The organism is Diplocloster modestus (assembly GCF_019042245.1).
Taxonomy (GTDB): domain Bacteria; phylum Bacillota; class Clostridia; order Lachnospirales; family Lachnospiraceae; genus Diplocloster; species Diplocloster modestus.
Map to the genome: position 1 here is coordinate 62,883 of NZ_JAHQCX010000003.1, position 19,319 is coordinate 82,201.

Sequence of the window (19,319 nt, forward strand, 5' to 3'; positions counted from 1 at the left end):
ATTCATTCCCTCCCCGACGGGCTCCATGTACCAAGCCAGTCATCCTTCGTCACAGTCTGGCCCTGTTCCGCAGCCCGGTATGTCTTCTCATATCTGCCGGTGATGCTGTATTGCTGGTCATCCACCTCGCACTTTACGATAATGACCAGTTCACAGTGCAGTTTATCCGGATCGCTGCGGTCAGTGGTCTCCCAATAAATCTGGGTTGATATATTTCCAAACTTCTCATTTACCGGGAAAGCGGGATCGTTCGGCTGCAATACCACATCCGTTTTCTTGATCGTCTCCGACGCCCCGTGTCCCACTGTCCCCGGGTCATAATCCAGCCAGGCCGGATCCTCCATCTGCTGATTGATCTTCGCGCAGAACTGACTGACCGCCGGATCTGTACCCAGCTGTTCCTTCAGCCATTCACTGAAAGTTATCGCCGAGATCCGGCTCTGTTCCTGGGCGAAGGACTGATTCGCCCTGCTGACTATCAGGGTGGCAGACAGCAGGATCGAAAGGGACAGGGCCACGAACAGGCACATCAGACACATCACCACGATCATGGTATACCCTTTTTGACTCTCCTCCCTCCCCTTTCTGTTCTTCCGCTGATTAACCATTTTCATCACCTCCGGCTTCCGCAGATCTGCTCGAAGGGACCGGCTCGTTTATGATATCATAGCCGTCGCCGGTTTTGATCCAGGTACTTCTTTCTAATACATCATACCGGCCGGCATCGTCAGGAACAGCCTGAAGTACAGCCTTCAAAGTCGGCGCGTAAGCCTGCGTATTCTCGTGAATACCGTCTTTTTCATTTCCTGAGGCATCCACCTCCCTGCCGTCCGGCAGCTGCATCTGATAGCTAATGTTCCCGGTGCTGTCCGTGGTAATATAGAGCAGCGCCTGCAGTTTTAATGTATATCGGTAAGTTCCCTGTACTGCGGTATCCGTTCCTGTCAGAGTATTTTCATACAGGCTGAATACCTGGGTCTGGGGTGCGTCGGGCTTGGGCGCTCCGTTTAAACCGGCGCCCACGGATCCGTCCTCATTTAACACATTCACTGCGGTCTTACCATCGCTGTCCACTCCGATCCGGAAACGGTAGGTCTCTTCCTGCGGCACGCTGCCGCTGCTGACGTCTCCTGCTGCTTTTTGCTGCGTAAGTTCCAGATCATACTGTTTCGCAAACCGCACCGGCTGGAATGCCAGCACCGGATGATTGACCCGGATCTTTTCCGTACTGCCGGTCCCATCCGAATCCAGAACTCTGGTTTCACTGTGTTCTATCGTCTGCACCGTCGACGTCCATGCCGGCACATCCAGAAGCCCCTTCGGCAGCTGATAGATCTGCCAACCGGTCCACTTGGAACTCACCTGTCCGTCAGATGCGCTGCGCACCCGCATCCAGAGATATCTCCCCGCATGCTCCGGGCCCAGAGCGGCCCGGTCCGCTCCCGCTGACAGGTTTCCAAAGGTAAGCTCCGATGCGGACAGCGTACCTCTCATCACCGCGGCTTCCGTATCCGTGCCGCCTGGTTCATAATCCGGTGTCTTCCCATCTAAGACCGCATACTCACATTTATAATATCCGTCTCCGGCTGTACCGGTCACGCGGAATTTGAAGCCCGGATTCTCGAATTCATTCAGCGGGATATTCGTGAAGTCCCCCACCTCCTGATCCGCTCCGGAACTATTCTGGTGGTACAGGGCAAAGCCGCTGACCGCCGGAGGCTCCATCCGGGTCGGGACGATTACCGTAACCGCATCGCTTGAGTAAGAATTCTGATACCCGGAGTTGGGCTTCGCCACCGCCGCCACACTGACCAGCAGTGTATCGCCGGCTTTGAACACGGCCAGCTCTCCGCTCTCGATCTGAACATCCTTCTGTGTCGCTGAGGCTCCTGTCGATATGGTTGCCGTGATGGAGGAATCCCCCTGTTTTGTAAAAATCAGATTATATCCCGCCAGAGCGGAGGTATCGGTAAGCCCGCTCCAGGAAATCCGGTATTTTAATTCATCCACGTCCGTCAGGGAAGCCGTTGGCCTCGTTACCGACGGCAGCCGCAGGGTCAGCGGATACACCGCGCTTCCTGTGCTGGACACGGACACTCCCTCCTGCCCGTTACGGGTCACGGTCAGCACCACTCTGCTGTAATTCCAGTTGGTACCGTCGATCTGCAGCAGATTGGTATTCAGTTTTTGCCTGGGGTAGAGGATCGTCTGTATCTCTGCTCCGGCCACACCGCTGTAGCCTGTGAGCATCACCTCATATCCGTTGGGATTCAGATTTCCCTGATCCCACCGGAAACTGTAGAGCGCCCGGCCTGCGGAATCATCTACCGTGTAATCCGCTTCGATCTGCGGCATCGGTTCCTGGCGGGCAGGAAGGCCCTTGGCCGTGTACTCTCCATAGGAACTGTAATCATTTATATGCTCCAACACGGTACTTTGCATCTGGCCGTTTTTCGGATAATAATATTTGGCAATACCGCTCTCCCATGGATAATACCGGATGATTACTTCTTCCCCGGGTTCCCGGTTCATCAGCGCACTGATCTGCTCTTCGGAGGTCAGATCCAGCCCTATATCAGCCAGCGCCCCGTTTCTCTGCAGCGACGCTATACTGCTGGCGATGACGCGTCCGCTGTCCCTGCCGGCCGTTTTATCCCGGATGATCATATCCACCCGGTACACGATGCTTCGATAAGATCCGGTATCCTGCATGCGCATCTGCATCTGGTAATTAAAGTCCTCTGCGGATGTACCGAGGAATGTTCCCTGATCCGTCACGGCCGCTCTCAGAACACTGTTCGGCGACATGATATACTGCATGGAAGAGAACTGGGAACTGTTATAGCCATCCGCACTGGCAACCGCCCGGAATGTATACTCTGACGTACCGCCCTGGGTATACAGGTGGTCATTGTTCTGATTGATGGATCTCTGCCCGGTCTTACCGTCCACCAGCGGTGTGGTGCTGTTGCCGCTGTATACCTCGATCTTCCAGTCCGGAATATCCGCATAATCTTCCGGATTCCGGATCATCAGATTTCCTTCTATCCGTCCGGCGGACTGATAGCCCAGGTATAATACCAGCTCCGGTGCCGGCAGTGTCTTTCTGGCCTTCTGATCCTTCAGGATTATGGTGTCCGACGCCGCATATCTGTCATCATCGCAGACTGCTCGGATGGAAATATCAAAAGAATCACATTCTTCGTCCAGACGGAATTCCATATGGTCCTGCATTCCGCTTGCATATATGGTCTTGGTAAATACAGGCGTGCCGTCCCCGTCCTTTTTACCGGTAATGACGATTTCATAGCGGTCCGTATATAATTGGGTCGCAGTATCCGGCTCCCAGGACACCGTATAGAAATCATCCGTTCCCGGCGTCACTTTTGCTGTCCACGGCATATTCAGCTGTTTCAGGTTCCCTGTCGGATAGGAATACTCCAGGCGATATATATCAAAATCGCCGGTATCCTCCCTGCTTATGGTACTGCTCTGGGAGAAATCCTGTTTCAGCCGTCCTGCGTCATACCCATAATCGGCAGGCAGATACAGATTTTGGAACTGAAGCTTCGCCCACTCGTAATCGTTCGCTTTCAGTGTGAGCTGGGCATGGGGTTCATTTACAGAACAGTTTTTATTATTCCAGACATTCCTTCTGTTGGTATTGTTATAGTAAGACAACTGGTAAGGCGGTCCGGAATTATTCTGTCCGGTTTCATATCCGATGTAATAGTTGTTTTTTCCGTTAACCGCTGACGCCATCTCTGTATTTACCGTATTCAGACAATAATTCATGTCAAAGGTACTGCCGGAAATATCTCCGATTCCATAATAATTTTTACCGGTGGTACCCATACCGTAATTCACGCACCGGTACAGCTTTATATTTAAATTTTTCTTGTTGCCGGCCCCCGCTGTAATCCCGGAAGCCCGTTCGCCTCTGCCGTTACCGATCATGCCGGCATTGTAAGAGTCCGCGATAAACAGGTTCAGCTTGTTCTGGTTCGTATTAAATCCCCCGCAAATCCCGGCCACGGACATATTTCCCGTGTTTCCACCGTGGACATAGCCTTCATTCCCGCAGCGGATCACATTGATCTCCATATTATTCTGATTGATCCACCCGGAACCAACGATTCCGCCGATCGATAACATGGATTTGCCGGCATCGCTGTCATTTCCATTAGTGCTGATCTCACCATAGTTGACACACTCGGCTACCGTACCGCCCAGCTCCCGCCAGTGGCCGACGATTCCGCCGCTGTCACTGTAAGTCGTATTCACGCTTCCCCGGTTGGTGCATTTGGATATCATGGTACCGCTGTTTAACCGGTTGATCTGGCCGCCGACGATACCGCCGGCTCCCCAGCCGCCGTAGACAAAGGCCCTGTTCTCACACTCCAGGATCTCATACCCGGACTGATTCACGCCGGCGATTCCTCCGGTATAATCCCCTTCGGTTTTGCTGTAATTATTGACGATCCTCCAGTCGCTTCCGGTGGAACATCCGGTCAGCCGGCCCGTGGGCGCGTTGATCCCGGTGATTCCGCCCAGGATACCACGGCCATTTTTGTTGGACGCAGAACTGTCACCCAGCCATACCGGGTAGCTTTTATTCTCATAACCAGAAGCCCCGCTGTCAGTGATGGTTCCATAATTATCCCCTGTGATGCCCCCGGCGTAACTGTTAGCTGTCATCAGCCTCACCGTGGAATCGGCGGCACTTTTTAAACCGGAACCCCGGATCACTCCCATTTCTTTGTTTTGGCCTGTGATCCCACCCGCGAACACCGCATCCTGTCCTCTTTCCAGGAAGCCCCCGGATAATTTGCTGTCAAATGTACTGCTGGTTTTTCCGATTACCGTTCCGTCCAGATAGCAGCTTTCGATGACCGCCTCCTGTACATCGCTGCCGTTGATCCCTGCGATACCGCCGATCCCATAGGCAGTTCCTCCCGTGTATATACTCACTGTCCCCGCGAAGGAATAACCGGTGATGGCTCCCAGATTGGTACCGGCAATTCCACCGATATTCCCCTTCAGTGACTGGGTCCCCAGCTCCACCGAAGGGTCCATGACCCTGATTTGGCCGTCAAAGCTGCGGATCTGGGCGCCTGGGCTGTTATAGCCGGATACCCCGCCTATGGATGAGCCGGTCACATTGGACACGATTACCGTGTCTGTAACTTGTCTTGCATTTCCGATCCGGCCCGCGTCCTCGATTACCGCCTGATTGTATCCGGCGATTCCGCCAATATAGTTCTCCGCTTTCGCAGTGATGCTGTTCGATACATTTGTGGCGGTGTCCAGCCAGCAGCCCTTCACCATACCTTTGTTCCAGCCAACGATTCCGCCCACATAGCCAGCGCCCTGTACCTGAACGGTTTCCACGAAACTCTTGCAGCGGCTGGATTCGATCCATGCATTTTCATTATTATGGGCCGCGATACCGCCTACGTCGCCGCTGGCACGGACGATACCGGCATTCGTACAGTTGAGAATCCTCCCGTCATTTTCCGCTGTGATTCCTCCGGACAGTCCGCTGTCCGATTGAACGGTTCCGGAAATGATCCATCCCGATATCTGTCCGGTCTGGTCCTGATACCCGGCGATTCCTCCGGCTCTGCCGGACGTGGCCTGTACCTCATAGTTGATCAGTATCTGATCATCCGAATCCCGGACTCCCTGTATGTACCCCTGGTTATAACCCGCCAGGCCGCCTACGTTATCCGCTCCGGCCACGGCAGGCTTATCATCCGAATAAGCCGCCGTCTCATATATGCGTCCTTCCGGCAGATTCAGTCCTGTGATCCCACCTATATTTTCTCCGGTTCCTGATACGCCGATAAAGCTGCGGATGAAACAGGAAGTGATCGTCCCCCGGTTCTGCGCGGCGATACCGCCCACATTTTTTCCGGTTCCGCGTACCGCGCTGTCTTTGCCCCCGTAGTTCACTCCGCTGTCCCGGATCAGCCCGTCTTTATCATTATAAGCCACCAGGCCTCCCACATCACTGCCTCCGGTAACCTGTCCGGTCAGCGTACATTTCTGTACCGTGCCCTTATTAAGGCCAGCCACAGAACCAATATGATCCGAACCGCTCAGTGTTCCGATATTTCCGCAATTCTCAATCGTTCCCCGGTTTACTTCCGCCAGACCGCCGGTGTAGTATCCTTTTCCAAGTACCTTACCGTTCTCCACATTGCGGCAGTTATCGATGACCATCTTCTGCGTAACGATTCCCGCGATCCCGCCGGCATAGGAAAACGTGACGTCTTCTCTGCTGTCCAATGAGGTATCCCTCACCGCCCTCTGGGCCTGAACGATAGCGCTGTTCTGTATATTCCTGATCTCCATCCTGGTATAAGGCACATTATAGCCGACGACCCCGCCCACATAGAGGGGCGCCGTGACACCTTTCAGCCGGTTGTTATACTCATCGGCTCTTCCCTCGAAGATCAGTCTGGCATCTGTATGGTTTCCCGCAGAGTCCTCCTCCAGAATATCCTCCACCGACCCGACGGTGCTCAACCGCCGGATCATTTCCCCGATCCGGGCGGACGCCGTCTGGTCGTTCCGTGTCAGGCAGGTGTATCCTGCGTAACCGCCGACGCAGGCTCCTTTCTCAGGCTGCTCCGTATCCTGGGATACCACATCCCCCAGAAAATTATTCACGGAACAGTCTATAACGATCTCCCGGTTAGAATCTGCCGCCATGATAAGTCCGCCGAAGGCACCGCCCACATAATAGCTGCCCTCCACCAGATTCGGGTTTGATTGTATCCGGATCAGCTTCCCATCTTTATCCGTGAATAGTTCCGGAGTCGTGTTCAGGCCGATATAGCCGCCTGTAAAATTCTCCCCGCGTATGTACCCGCCGCCCAGCGCGTATCCGGTAATCCGTCCGCTGTAAGCGCTGTCGCTGCCGGACGCGGTATCCTCCGCCTGTTCATTTTCTCCAACGATTCCGCCTACATAATTCCTGCCGCCCACGATACTGCGCACATTCAGATCGCTTTCACCGCTGTCGATGTAGCCGCAGTTATATCCCGCGAGCCCTCCGGCATAGTCCCCGGTTCCTCCCAGTACGTAAGCATCGTCCACCAGATCCTTTCCGTTGTTGGCCGAGTTTACTTTGCTGTAGCAGCTTTTAAGGACCCCCGCGTTGAAGCCGGCGATTCCTCCGGCGTATCCCGGCCGCTCCACATCAGAAGCCATAGGGTCGGTTATGGTGTCATCTTCCACATATCCGCAGGCCGTTATAATTCCCTCGTTGACCCAGCCCCTGACGATCACATCCTGCGAAAAGCGCTTGAGAGGGCGAATCGCCTTCACCTGCTCTTCAAAGTCCGCTGCGGACTGATCGGGTTTGAAGTCCTCCGGAATATCCAGTTCTCCGTTTACGCCGATGATCCCGCCCACATATTCCGTGCCCACCACGTTGGCCTGGTTTTTTCTGCTTCCCGCTACCATGTATTCATCGCCGTCCGCCTCGGCTTTCCCCGCATTGTATCCGGCGATTCCCCCGACAAACCGGTTTCCTATCACATAGGCAGCAGCGTTTTTTTCATTTTCATCCCGATTCACCGTACCGCAGTTCTCGATGTAACCGTGGTCGTTATATCCGGCGATTCCCCCCACAAACATTCCGGTCAGTTTGCTGGAATCCAGGTTTCCTTCCTCATCATAGGGATTGTCGGCAGGCGCGCTGATACATTCTTTTATGGTGCCGCCCTTGTTATAACCGGTGATTCCGCCGATATAAAAGCTGTCCGCTTCCCGGCCTTTCACGGCCGCATAGTTCTCACACTTCTCCGCCCTGGCTCCGGCGCCGGTTCCTGCAGCAGCCTGCGGTTCCATATAACCGGCGATACCGCCCACATAATTACCTCCGGTCACTTTGCCTGCCACGTTGATTCCGGCCAGATTTCCAGAGTTCCGTCCGCAGACGATCCCTACATAATCTTCTCCCGCCGCGTTGGCATTCCGGAAGGTCAGATTCTCCACCGTGCCGGAATTGATCTGGAACAGCCCCAGATACCCGGCCGGTTCGGCCGTCTCCGAAGGAGCTTCATACAAGACGAGTCCGTTAATCTTATGTTTTTTCTGCAGCAGGCCCGTCTCCACTTTAACCGAAGAGTTCCTCTTTAATTCCGGGATCGGGACAAAGGCCGCCGCGGCCCCCTCCGGGAATTCCGGGCTTATGGCGATCCCCACCGGCTTCTGCCCGTTCTCATATACGTATCCGCGCTCCAGTATCCCCTTCTCTCCAGCCCAGATCAGATCTTGGCCCTGGATATAGGTGATCTTCTCGGCAGCTGTCTTTTTCGCATCTTCTGTATACCGTATGTTATTCAGATGCCTAAAATTCTTAACGGTATAAGTTACTTCGCCGCTTTCCTTCTTATCGGTCTTTTTATCTGCAAACAGCGCGTTTTCAGGTCCACTCTGTTTCCACGCACTGGTTTTATATGGTTTTCCGGAAGCCTGTATCCTGGCGTAAATATTTTCAGCCTGCAGGCCCAGTCTGGTAATGCTGAAAGTCTCTTTTTCCGTATTGGAGTCCTGATCCACCTCTGTGGCCGCCGGCGCTTTTAGAGCTGCCAGGTCCAGCGCGTCCAGCACAATGGTCAGGGAATTGTCCTCTTCCCCATACGCATAAAACGGTACGTTCGAAATCACTTTTTGAACATCATTTCCATCCGCGTCATAGAAGTGACAGGTGACATCGCAGGAGATGCGGTTCCGGGTATCTGCGGCCCCCGGCAGGCTGTCCCCATCCGGTTCATAGGCTTTGATCCAGTTATCCTTTTCCGGCTGTCCGGATACATCGGAGTTCACGGCCAGAGACAGCAGCGGCCTCTTTTCATCGCTGTCATAGATATCGATGGAGTAGCTTAAAAAGGAACTCAGATGCTCGAATTCTTTGCTCATGGCCCAATTCAGGGTTAAACGCTCATCATTGATCAGCTGTACACGATTGATCGCGGTCTTTCCCTTGCTGCCGGGAGCGGCGCTTGACATATCCACATTGTAGAATCCGATGGACTTGTCTTTCCTGATTTCTTCGGAACGGTCGGAAATGCCGGTCTCGCTGCCAGAGGATTCCCCATATGTAAAGGCCTGCTGCCTGTCGCAGTAAAGCGCTGAATACACGGTGCCGTCATAGGGATCAAACTCCAGACAGATGGAAGCATCCAGGATGGAGCTGTCGTAAATATAATCGGACAGAAGATCCAATAGCGCCTGAGACGCCTCATCATTTCTGCTCTCATCCTTCGATATCATGAGATAATAGAGACGGTTTTCATATTGATCTCCCGTTATCTCCGGATTCTTTATGCGGCTGATGTCCACCATACCCTTATTGATTCCATTTTTACTCTCATCCTCCATCAGAATCTGAAGATCCTTTAGCTGGCCGTTTGCTTTATAATGGGTTAAGGATGTCTGCGCGGCATAAAAAATCGTCTCCGCGTAATTATTATTTCTAATATAATTCGCGTGACGAATATAAGCCGTGAGCCCCAGGCCCGCGACGGATAATAATATTACCAGAATTATCAGGGTTACGATGGTTTCCACCAGGGTAAATCCGCGATTGTTTTTCGTCATAAGCTTCTTCATAACATCCCTGCTTGCTTTCCTATTCCTGCGAATTTTGTCAGAGAGTTCGCAAGGGAAACTCTCTGCCTGCGGCAATCCGCATCAGCAGTATCTCCCTTTTCGCCGCGGTGTGGTCCCCTGCGTTTTTTACACAATAGGGATACCCCTATTGAATAAAAAATAGTAGCGCTCGAAAGAACCTCGCTGACTATTTTTCATGCTTCGCACGTAAATGCCCAAAATACGGGCATTAAGTGCTCATAGCTATAAAAAAACAGTCCGGCTCATATCATTTCTCTACACCGTCCTGTTTCTCGCAAAATTTCAGTCAAGCACAGTGCAAGTAAACAGTCCCCCTTTATCCGGAAGCTGAAAAGTTGCAACTGGCCGTCATATCTTTTATAAGACGTAGACCCTATAGCTTTGCGTCACTGCCTTTCGACAGTTTTGCCTTTATGAATTTTGTTCAGTTTTGTCTTATTATACACATTCTGCAAGGATAAATCAACCATTTTACACATTCCTAATTTACATAATAATATGCTTTTGTGGTTAAAAAAAGATCCTCCCGGCAGAATGTGATTTTCCTGCCGGAAGGATCTTTTACTATTATTCATATAAATTTCTGGCGATTCTTTCATTCTCCAAATTATCTGCATTTACCCAAACAAAACCGGTGTTTATCTCCGAAGCATTGGGCATACCTGCAGCAGCCCTGGCAGCAGCGATAATTGTCGTATATCCGATAGCGTAAGGTTTCTGTGTTATAAAACCGACCTCACGTCCTTCCTTCACCGCTTCGATCTGCTCCTGCCCGGAATCAAAACCAACGATCTTCAGCTGACTGTCCGGGAGCTTTCCGGCCGCGTTCAGGATGCCGATGCTGGCCGCCTCATTGCCTCCGAAATAGCCGTCCAGCTGCGGATACTGCCGGATCACCTGCTCCGCAATCTCTTCCGCCGTCATATCCTGATCCAGCATATAAGAGACGTTCACCACTTCCACCTCCGGGTAATCCGCCTGGATTTTATCCATAAAACCGTCCCGTCTTTGGACTCCGGACTCCGAGGAATCATCCGCCAGCAGCACCGCCAGCTGCCCTTTACCGCCGATCGCGTCGCACAGCTCCTGAGCCGCCCGTGCGGCCGCTTCATAGTGATCCGTAGCGCAAGTAGCCTGTACGATGTCGCTGTTCTTACCGGAATCAAAAGCAACCACCGGTATATCATTTTCCTGCGCCTGTTCCAGCTGGAATTCACAGGACTTCATGTCTATAATCGCCAGCGCCAGTGCCGCGGGCTGATTCTCCAGTATCTCATCGAGCATATTGATCTGATCTTCCACATCATTTTCCACGTCGGGCGCTTCATAGACCAGTTTGATCTCATCCGATCCCTCATAACCAAGAGAAGCATTCAGATCCTCCACCGCATGTTCCGCGCCGTCTCTGACCGCGTTCCAATACTGGTTGGCATTCCCCTTGGCGATCATCACGATCTCGCTTCCCGGCTCCAGCGTTATGCCGAATACGGACTGGTAATCAATTCCATTGACTGCGATCGGATCGATCCGTTCAATCTCGCTTTCCTCTGCCTGTACCTGAGCCTCGGCGCAGCCGGACAGCAATCCCGCCATCATGCCAAAAGCCATCAGCAAACCTGCAAATTTCTTCATACTTTCCTCCAGTGGCGCATTTACTGCGCTCCCCTTTGAATCCAACAAACAAAATCTGTTATACCACAGGACAAGCCTGATTGTAAAGAATAGATTTATTTCTTGTAAAATTCAAGTTTATCATAGCACGCTTTCTTTGAATTACAAGAGGATTCAAAAAGTTATAAGAAAAATTTAAGAAATTAGTTATTACTGATTTGAGCAAGAACAGGCCAGATACAAACACACTTCACCTATCCAGGATTCCTTTCATTGGATACTCCTTCGCAGTCCAGATCCCCGGATTTTCATTTTGGCTTTTCAGGCACTCATATATTTTCCGGGATATTTCCGGAAAATTCTGTCGGTATGAGATCATTCTTTGCTGTTCCGATCCGGGCACCGCATCAATTACGGCGAGGATTACCGACCGGATATCCATCCGGTCGAACACTTTTGACACCGCGATGCCGATATCCTCATCTGTACACAGTATCGCATCAGGCAGCCGCCCCTGGCCTAAAAGTCCTCCGATCAGTTCCTGCGAACATCGTTCCGCTTCCCTCCTCCGGCTCCAGGGCAGCTCCAGCATCGAATCCCTCTGACACCGCGTCTGCAAGAATGCTTCTTTTCGTTTCCTGATACTGAAGATCTCTTCCCTGTCCCATCCCAGATAGCCGATACTTTCACCACCCTGTGCGCGGATAGACTTACAGAGCTCATGAATGGCTGCCTCATTATCCAGATGGATACAATCCGCATAGGGGACTGCCAGATCCGTATCAAAAAAAACCATATTCATTCCCAGCGCCCGCAGCCGCTTCAACCGCTCAAAGTCCACCTTATTGTCATCCAGCCAGACCACCGCGTTATACAGTCCTTTTTCATACAACCGGTACAGACAGTCCTCAATCGTCCCATTCTCCGCCTTCTGCGCAAACAGCACCAGCGAATCCTGAGAATCCGCATACTTCTGAAAATCCTCAATAAATTCCGAGAAAAACGGACTTCTGGCCGGAGCCGTCAGCGTAACCGTATCCATTGTTCCCCCATGCCCCGTATTCCGATACATGATCCTGGTCCCGCTTCCAACCTCGCGCAGGATCACGTTCTCTTCCTCCAGAAGCTCTAACGCCTTCCGCACGGTCACCCTGCTCACATCCCACTGATCTGCCAGGGTTCTTTCGGGAGGAATCTTCTCTCCTTCTTGATACGTTCCGTCATATATCAATCTGCATATCCTATTCTTAATCTCCACATACAAACTATCCTGATGCATCCGCCTTGTCCTTTCGAGCAACCGGCAACTTATCCACATTCCGGTCCAACTCTACTTATCATATCAACATTAAAGCAGAATATCAACAAAGCCACGACCTGGATAAAACAGTATCATAAAACTCCTTACTCAAGGTACGCTGATCCCGGGTCCAGCCTTTTTATAATATCTTCCTGGATCGCAGGAGACAAATCCAGGAAATTTACGAAAGTCCCATGAATACGCACAATATAGACCCCGCCAGGCGCATACTTCCCAGGATTGGCCAGCACCTTACGCAGCATCTCCGGTGTGGTCACATTCACATATAGATAGAAGGGGGAAATCTCTTCCGTTTTAGGATTATAGAATAAAGGCGCGACGATTTTATTTGCAAACTCCACGCCCTTTTCCTCATATGTACTGCTTCTGAAATGGGAAGGATTGACTCCAAACGAGGATGCCTCCCCACCATTCATCTTTCCATGGGGAAGTTTCATGGAGGACAGGATCCGCAGACCTAATCCTGAATTTGCCTCCCCGTACAGGGGATCGATTCCGTAATTAAGCATCTCCCGTGCCTTCCGGCCATCGGGAGTCGCACCCACCCAGTAGCCGTACAGCAAATGGGTCGACGGCGTGGCATAGTCACAGCGGAAGGGATTTCCCAGATAATTCTTCCTGGAGGCCACCAGATCGGAAACGCGGCTGGCCAGTTTCGCTGCCTCTTTATCAACCTTGTCTATATTATTTCCAAACTTAGGGCACATCAGCAGATACTGGCGCAGCTCTTCATCGTGTTGAAAATTATCAGCCAAAGCGGATAGCAGCCGTTTTGCATCCTGAGGCCGTTCCTCCAGCAGCGTGTCAATGGCCGCAAAGGAATCCGCCATCACGGTCAGTCCGTGGATCAGGCATCCGCTGCCATTATATTTCGTTCCCTGCCGTTTCGTATCCCGGGTATCAATTCCTGTTTCGATCCCACCCATCATGGAGGATAAGAACGGTACCTGCTGGATAGCGACAGCTTCCGAAGCCGCATTGGCAGAGGCCGTCATCTGATCCACCACGCTCTCCAGATTGTGGTAGAAGAGTTCCCTGATATTTTCTACTATTTCCTGCGCATTCTGACAGCCATTTTCCTCATAACTTTTTCCCAGTTTCTTACCCGTGATGGAGGATTTGCCATCATTTAAAATCAGTTCCAATACTTTGGGCATATTCAGCCAGCTATTCGTGGTATTGCCATTGTCCTTGCCCATAATCAGAGGCTCCTGGCAGCCTGCCACAGAGTAATCCTCCAGATCCTCATCAGCGACCCCATTGTTTCTCAAAATCTCAAACATGGCATCGTCATTGAACAGGGATGGGGTCAGACAGCCCGGAGTGAAGAAAAATCTCCCCAGTTCCTCATACAAGCGCTTGGGTGTATTCTTATGGATTTTCACCGATAAGATCGGCTGGGGCAGGTTCATATCATAATAGGCATCCAGCAGCGCGTAAGAGGTTTCATTGGTCATATCCCGCCCGTCATTTCCTTTGCCTCCGATGATCAGGTTCTGAGATATGGCCCAGCTGCGGTCCGCCACATTGAAAAATACCAGCAGGTGCTTGAACAGCGATGCCGCTGTGGCCCGATCTGTATTTCCCGCAGCCCGGTAGGGCTCGAAGATCCGGTCCGCATTTCCTACTGAAAAAGCGAAAGGATTCGGCGTCTGTTCCAGGCACATCGTCTGCCAGATCAGAAGGAAGGACTGGATCGCTTCATACAGATTTCCAGCTCCGTTTTTGGGAACTTTGCGAAGGGTCTCTTCCATGAGACAAAACAGTTGCCTGCTGCTGCCGGTGGCCTGGGCCGCCTTTTCATGGGCCAGTGCTGCGTATCTGTCGGCCAGGACCTCCACCGCGTCCAGAGAGATCCGCATAGCCTCATAATAGTTCTTCTTATCCGGGTCGTCGGTTTTTGCCGCATTTTGAAGAATCTGTCCTTTTAACAGCTTCGTCCCGCCTTTCAGGAACGGACGCACATCGGGGATCAGATGTCCTGTCACCTGTTCAATAAAGAAAACCGCTTCACTGGTACTGTCGCCTGCGATCTCATAAGCTTTCTGAAGCGCATTGGCATAAGCCGTATGATTATTATACTCTTTCAGATCATGGATCCGCTCCTCAGTGATATCCCCCACCGGATCAATATCACCGAATACGGCGGTTGGATCGCAGTAGCCCGAGAAGGAATCCACCGTAAAGGCTGGATTGATCAGTGCATAGGACCGGGCGAAGGAATCATCCTGGGTTCCCGCGAATACATTGTAGTCACTGATCCAAAGCGGAATTTTCTTCATAATCTCAACCTGTGTTTTTGCGATGCGTATGCAATCGGGATCCTCTTTGAATTTTTCATCACAAGCTCTTGCGATCTCTTTCGCCAGAAACCAGCCCTCCAGATGGTCTATTGCCCGTTCCTCCTGGAAGCGTTTCCTGGCCAGCCTGGTTATTTCCTCATTTTCTAAAATAGTTCGGATATCCATCTTCTTACCTCTCGTGATCCTTTCCAAATCATTAGATTTTCTGTTCAAACTGACCGGACTTCTGTTCTTTATGTAGTCTGGTAATTCAGTCCGGCGTCCCGAAACGCCTGCCTTGCCTCAGCTGCTTTCCTGCTGTCAATATGTGCATCCCCCATCTGGTAGTTCAGCCCGCACTGTTCCCATTTATTTTTTCCATATTCGTGATAAGTCAGAATCTCAAATGTCACATTCGGTCCCGCAAGCTTTCGGAAGAATCTGATAAAGTTCTGCACATCCTCCTGTGAGTCGTTCACTTTGCCGATCATAGGGACCCGGATATGAACTCTCGGATGATTGCCAGCGGCCTGTGTAAGATTCTCAAGTATCCGCACATTTGAGATTCCGGTAGCTGCCTTATGCTTATCAGGGTCGATCTGTTTGCAGTCTATAATCAGCTGATCAATAAGGGGGAACATCTCCGGTAATCCCGGATAACTTCCGTTTGTCTCGATGGCCGTATGTATATCCTCCGCCTTAACCGATGCCAGAACTTCCGCCAACGCTTCCGCCTGCATAGTCGGCTCTCCGCCTGTAAAGGTAACGCCGCCGCCATCGTAGAACATGGGGCTGGCAGACAGGATATCCTCCACCGTCTGTCTGGTTTCCTGCTGGACACAGGACAGATATATTCCCTTATTGCGATGAATGGTAAGGCACTCCCTCTGTTCACAGGTAGCGCACTTGGAACGGTTCAGCTTTTTCCCGCTAATCGCTCCATGCGGGCATACCGAATCCAGAAGCCAGTCCGGTTCCACGAACAGGGTGCCGGACGGTGACATTCCTTCTGGATTTGAGCACCAGGGGCATCTCATATTGCACCCCTGCAGATGATAAACCAGACGATTTCCCTGACCGTCCTGTGAATAATTAAATCCTTTCTGAAAAATTCTGATTTTCATATGATCCCCCATATCTTCATCCGGTTTCCGATTCTATCGTTCGTTATTGGTATTATATTATAATACCAATTTAGTGTCAAGATTTTCCTGTACGATAGATAGCATATTTATACTGGAGTCAATATTTTCCTGCGACATAGCATATTTATACTGTCAAGACCAATTACCCTGCCGAATCCGGCTGTCTTAACAGCAGGCATGCCAAGAGATACATGGATATGGCAAATGAACCGGGAAACGATCTGCCCGGATGTTTACGAAAAGGCGCTTTCCATATTTCTTATTTTAAAGGAGTATCCCCTATAGAATAAAAAGATTGAGAACCTGCCTGGCACTTCGGGCAGATTCCCAATCTCTTTTGGCTGTCGGTAGCAATCCTGAAATTCGGGGAAATACGGCAGATTAGTCCGTAACGACCCCTTTTTGCAGCATGATATTCGCATATAGAGCGCTCTCACCTGTAGCGATAATCGCATAAGCCGTTTTAGACTCATCATAGAATTCAAAGCGTTCGATCTGTCCTATGGCATCCGCTCCGCGGCTGTCATGTTTCGCCACGATCTCTTTGTAGGTCTCCCAGATCGGGGTTTCCACGGTATCACCTTTCATGACTTCCATCAGGTTCACGGGCTTTTCCACATAGGTATCCAACGGGAACACCTGCAGGATCGCGTCCAGCAGTTCCGGTACCCCATGTCCGTCACAGCGGATTACGACAGCGTCTTTTCCCATGCTCTCCGCAGGGAAATTTCCATCTGAAATAACCAGCCGGTCGCTGTGGCCCATTTCGCAAAGTACTTTCAGTAATTCGGGAGATAAGATTTTTGGTACTCCTTTTAACATGATGATTATCCTCCTCTTTTATACGATTGTAATCAAACGGGATTGTAACAGGAACCTATTCCCAATTCAGAAATCATTTTGATTCATAGAATTACCTAAATGAAATGCCCCGATGAACGGGGCATTTCGTTTATCCATGCTCAGAAACAATTTCTTAAGCAATTATACCAAATCTTATTCGTACAGGCAAGGTTTTACGTCTTCGGAATCCATGTTTTCAGCGGTGTAGAATAAGCATCCGGTGTCAACATCGTGTACTTCCTGTCCTGTTGCAGCCATGATAGCCAGCTCAACAGCTTTGTAACCGATCTGTACAGGGTTCTGTGTTACGGAACCAGCGAAGATACCATTCTTTACAGCGTCAAGCTGAACTTTACCGGAGTCAAATCCAACACCGATCACTTTGTCAGCGCCCAGAATGTTTAAGTTCTTGTTAGCGGTGATGATGTTCTTAGCCGCGAATTCATTGGAACCATAGATCGCGATCAGGTCAGACTCGTTCATAATCTTGGAAGCAGCGGTCTGGCAGTCAGCGTCTACTACGTTTGCAGGGATACCGATCTCTAAGATAACCTTAGCATCAGCAACTTCTTTTTTGAATTTGTCATGTCCGATGATGGAAACTTTGCCTTCGCCGATCAGCTCAACCATTTTGTCAAGGAATCCCTGAGTACGGTCTACGATAGACTGAGAGTTCGCTTCCTGGGAAACCACACCGATTCTTACGGTTTCAGCGGGATCTGTCACTTTATCTTTGATCAGTTTGTATAACTCATCTGCTGCCAGTCCGCCTGCTGCATAGTTGTCGGTGGAAGCGTTGGCAACGATAGCGCCTTCCGGAGCGTCCGGAACACCAGAGTCAAAACCTACGATCGGAATACCGCTGGTCTGAGCCTGTTTGATAGAATCCAGAACGGATTTGGTATCCAGAGCTGCCAGGCAGATCGCGTCGGGGCTCTTATTGATTGCGTTCTTCACCTGCTCAACCTGCTGAGCGATATCCTGCTCGCTGTTCGGTCCAACGAAGCTGTCAGCGGGATTTGCGGTTAATTTGTAATCTTCTCCAGCTTTCTGTGCGCCTAATTTAACAGCTTTCCAGAAGTCATGCTGGAAACCTTTTGCAACTACCTGCACATTCAGTGCGCTGTAATCTACGCTGGGATCGGGTTTCAGGTCGCCGGTCGCTGCTGCAGGAGCTTCGCTCTCAGCGGGAGCTTCTGTAGCTTCCGGTGCTGCGGTTGCTTCCGGTGCTTTGGTCTCTGCAGGAGCTGCAGGAGCTTCGGTTGCTGCGGGTTCTGCTGCAGGCTCTTCAGTCTTGCTTCCGCAGCCTGTTACCATAGCTGCTACCATGGCTACACATAAAAGTACGCTAATTACTTTTTTCTTCATTCTTTAAATCCTCCCTTGATTTGATAGATTTATAATAACTGCCTGCCCTATTGCAGGACAGTTAATAACACAAGTAGTAAAAAGATGATACTGTTGCTGGATTAGTTACCCTGTTTTTTTCTGTTGGCTACATCGGCAAATACTGCGATGATCAATACGAAACCGGTTATAAACAACTGATAGTGAGGCTGCAGTCCTACGAAAGGAAGGCCGGTTTTCAGGATTGCCATAATAAATACACCGATCAGGGTGCCTGCGATAGATCCAACACCACCGGAGAGAGAGGTTCCGCCGATTACAACACCGGCGATGGCATCCAGCTCAAATCCGTTTCCGGTACCAGGCATCAGGGTTACGTTGATAGCTGCATAAGAGATACCTGCCAGAGCAGCGAACAGGCCGCTGATGATAAATGCAAGGGTTTCCCATTTTACTACGTTAACACCGGATAATCTGGTTGCTTCTTTATTGCTGCCCAGAGCCAGGATATAGCGGCCGGGACGGGTCTTATTTAAAATGATCGCCATGATAATCGCCAGTACGATCAACAGGATGAAACCGGTAGGGATACCTGCCGCCATGTTCTGAGGCAGCCAGTCAGGCTGGAACTTGAAGATATTTTTAAACCATGCGCCTGCCTCATCCCCCATCGGGAAGGATACGGATGCGGTTCCTGTGACGATGGAGCCGAGCCCCCTTGTTATCATCATCGTACCCAGCGTGGCGATAAAGGCCGGCAGCCCCATCACGGATACCATAAGTCCGTTGGCCAGTCCGAACACGCCGCCGATCACGATGATCAGGATCAGGGCCAATGCCATGGGAACCCCTGCCTGGTACAGGGTACCGCCGATCAGGGAACAGCAGATACACAAGGTACCGATGGACAAGTCAATGCCGCCTGTGATAATGACAAATGTAACGCCGATTGCCATGAAACCAATGTAGTAAGCGGAGTCAAATACACTGACAATCGTACTGTATTTGAAGAATCCCTTACCAAATATACTGAAGAATATGAACAACGCTACCATTGCTACAATGGCAACTAACTTCTGTGTTCCCATTGCCCTGGTTTTCTTTTCAACACTTTTTTCCATT

At 50.9% G+C, this 19,319-nt stretch carries 9 protein-coding genes and 1 riboswitch; all 9 genes read right to left on the reverse strand.

What is annotated here, in order from left to right; translation table 11 throughout:
• Positions 1 to 2: 2 nt before the first annotated feature.
• On the reverse strand, positions 3 to 608 hold the full coding sequence (locus KTH90_RS05325) for a hypothetical protein (RefSeq protein ID WP_158350816.1): 606 nt from the start codon (positions 606 to 608) through the stop codon (positions 3 to 5).
• Complete coding sequence (locus KTH90_RS05330; RefSeq protein WP_158350814.1) at positions 601 to 9,627, reverse strand: type II secretion system protein; 9,027 nt, start codon at positions 9,625 to 9,627, stop codon at positions 601 to 603. The genes KTH90_RS05325 and KTH90_RS05330 overlap by 8 nt, the downstream gene beginning before the upstream one ends.
• 354 nt (positions 9,628 to 9,981) lie before the next feature.
• A riboswitch (cyclic di-GMP riboswitch) is annotated at positions 9,982 to 10,068 on the reverse strand.
• A gap of 147 nt (positions 10,069 to 10,215) precedes the next feature.
• The gene (locus KTH90_RS05335) at positions 10,216 to 11,280 is read right to left on the reverse strand and encodes an ABC transporter substrate-binding protein (protein ID WP_238726394.1); all 1,065 of its coding nucleotides are present in this window, start codon (positions 11,278 to 11,280) and stop codon (positions 10,216 to 10,218) included.
• 229 nt (positions 11,281 to 11,509) lie between these two features.
• On the reverse strand, positions 11,510 to 12,517 hold the full coding sequence (locus KTH90_RS05340; RefSeq protein WP_238726395.1) for a GntR family transcriptional regulator: 1,008 nt from the start codon (positions 12,515 to 12,517) through the stop codon (positions 11,510 to 11,512).
• Between the two features lie 146 nt (positions 12,518 to 12,663).
• A complete protein-coding gene (locus KTH90_RS05345; RefSeq protein WP_238726396.1) occupies positions 12,664 to 15,096 on the reverse strand; it encodes a pyruvate formate lyase family protein in 2,433 nt (810 codons plus the stop codon).
• Positions 15,097 to 15,116: 20 nt separating this feature from the next.
• Positions 15,117 to 15,986 carry a glycyl-radical enzyme activating protein gene (locus KTH90_RS05350; RefSeq protein ID WP_238726397.1) on the reverse strand — a complete coding sequence of 290 codons (870 nt, stop codon included), beginning with the start codon at positions 15,984 to 15,986 and terminating at the stop codon, positions 15,117 to 15,119.
• A gap of 402 nt (positions 15,987 to 16,388) precedes the next feature.
• On the reverse strand, positions 16,389 to 16,829 hold the full coding sequence (locus KTH90_RS05355) for an RbsD/FucU family protein (RefSeq protein ID WP_158350809.1): 441 nt from the start codon (positions 16,827 to 16,829) through the stop codon (positions 16,389 to 16,391).
• Positions 16,830 to 17,003: 174 nt separating this feature from the next.
• Positions 17,004 to 18,218, reverse strand: a complete 1,215-nt coding sequence (locus KTH90_RS05360) for an ABC transporter substrate-binding protein (protein WP_158350807.1) — start codon at positions 18,216 to 18,218, stop codon at positions 17,004 to 17,006.
• A 101-nt stretch (positions 18,219 to 18,319) separates the two neighbouring features.
• Positions 18,320 to 19,318 carry an ABC transporter permease gene (locus tag KTH90_RS05365; protein ID WP_158350805.1) on the reverse strand — a complete coding sequence of 333 codons (999 nt, stop codon included), beginning with the start codon at positions 19,316 to 19,318 and terminating at the stop codon, positions 18,320 to 18,322.
• Between the last annotated feature and the right edge of the window lies 1 nt (position 19,319).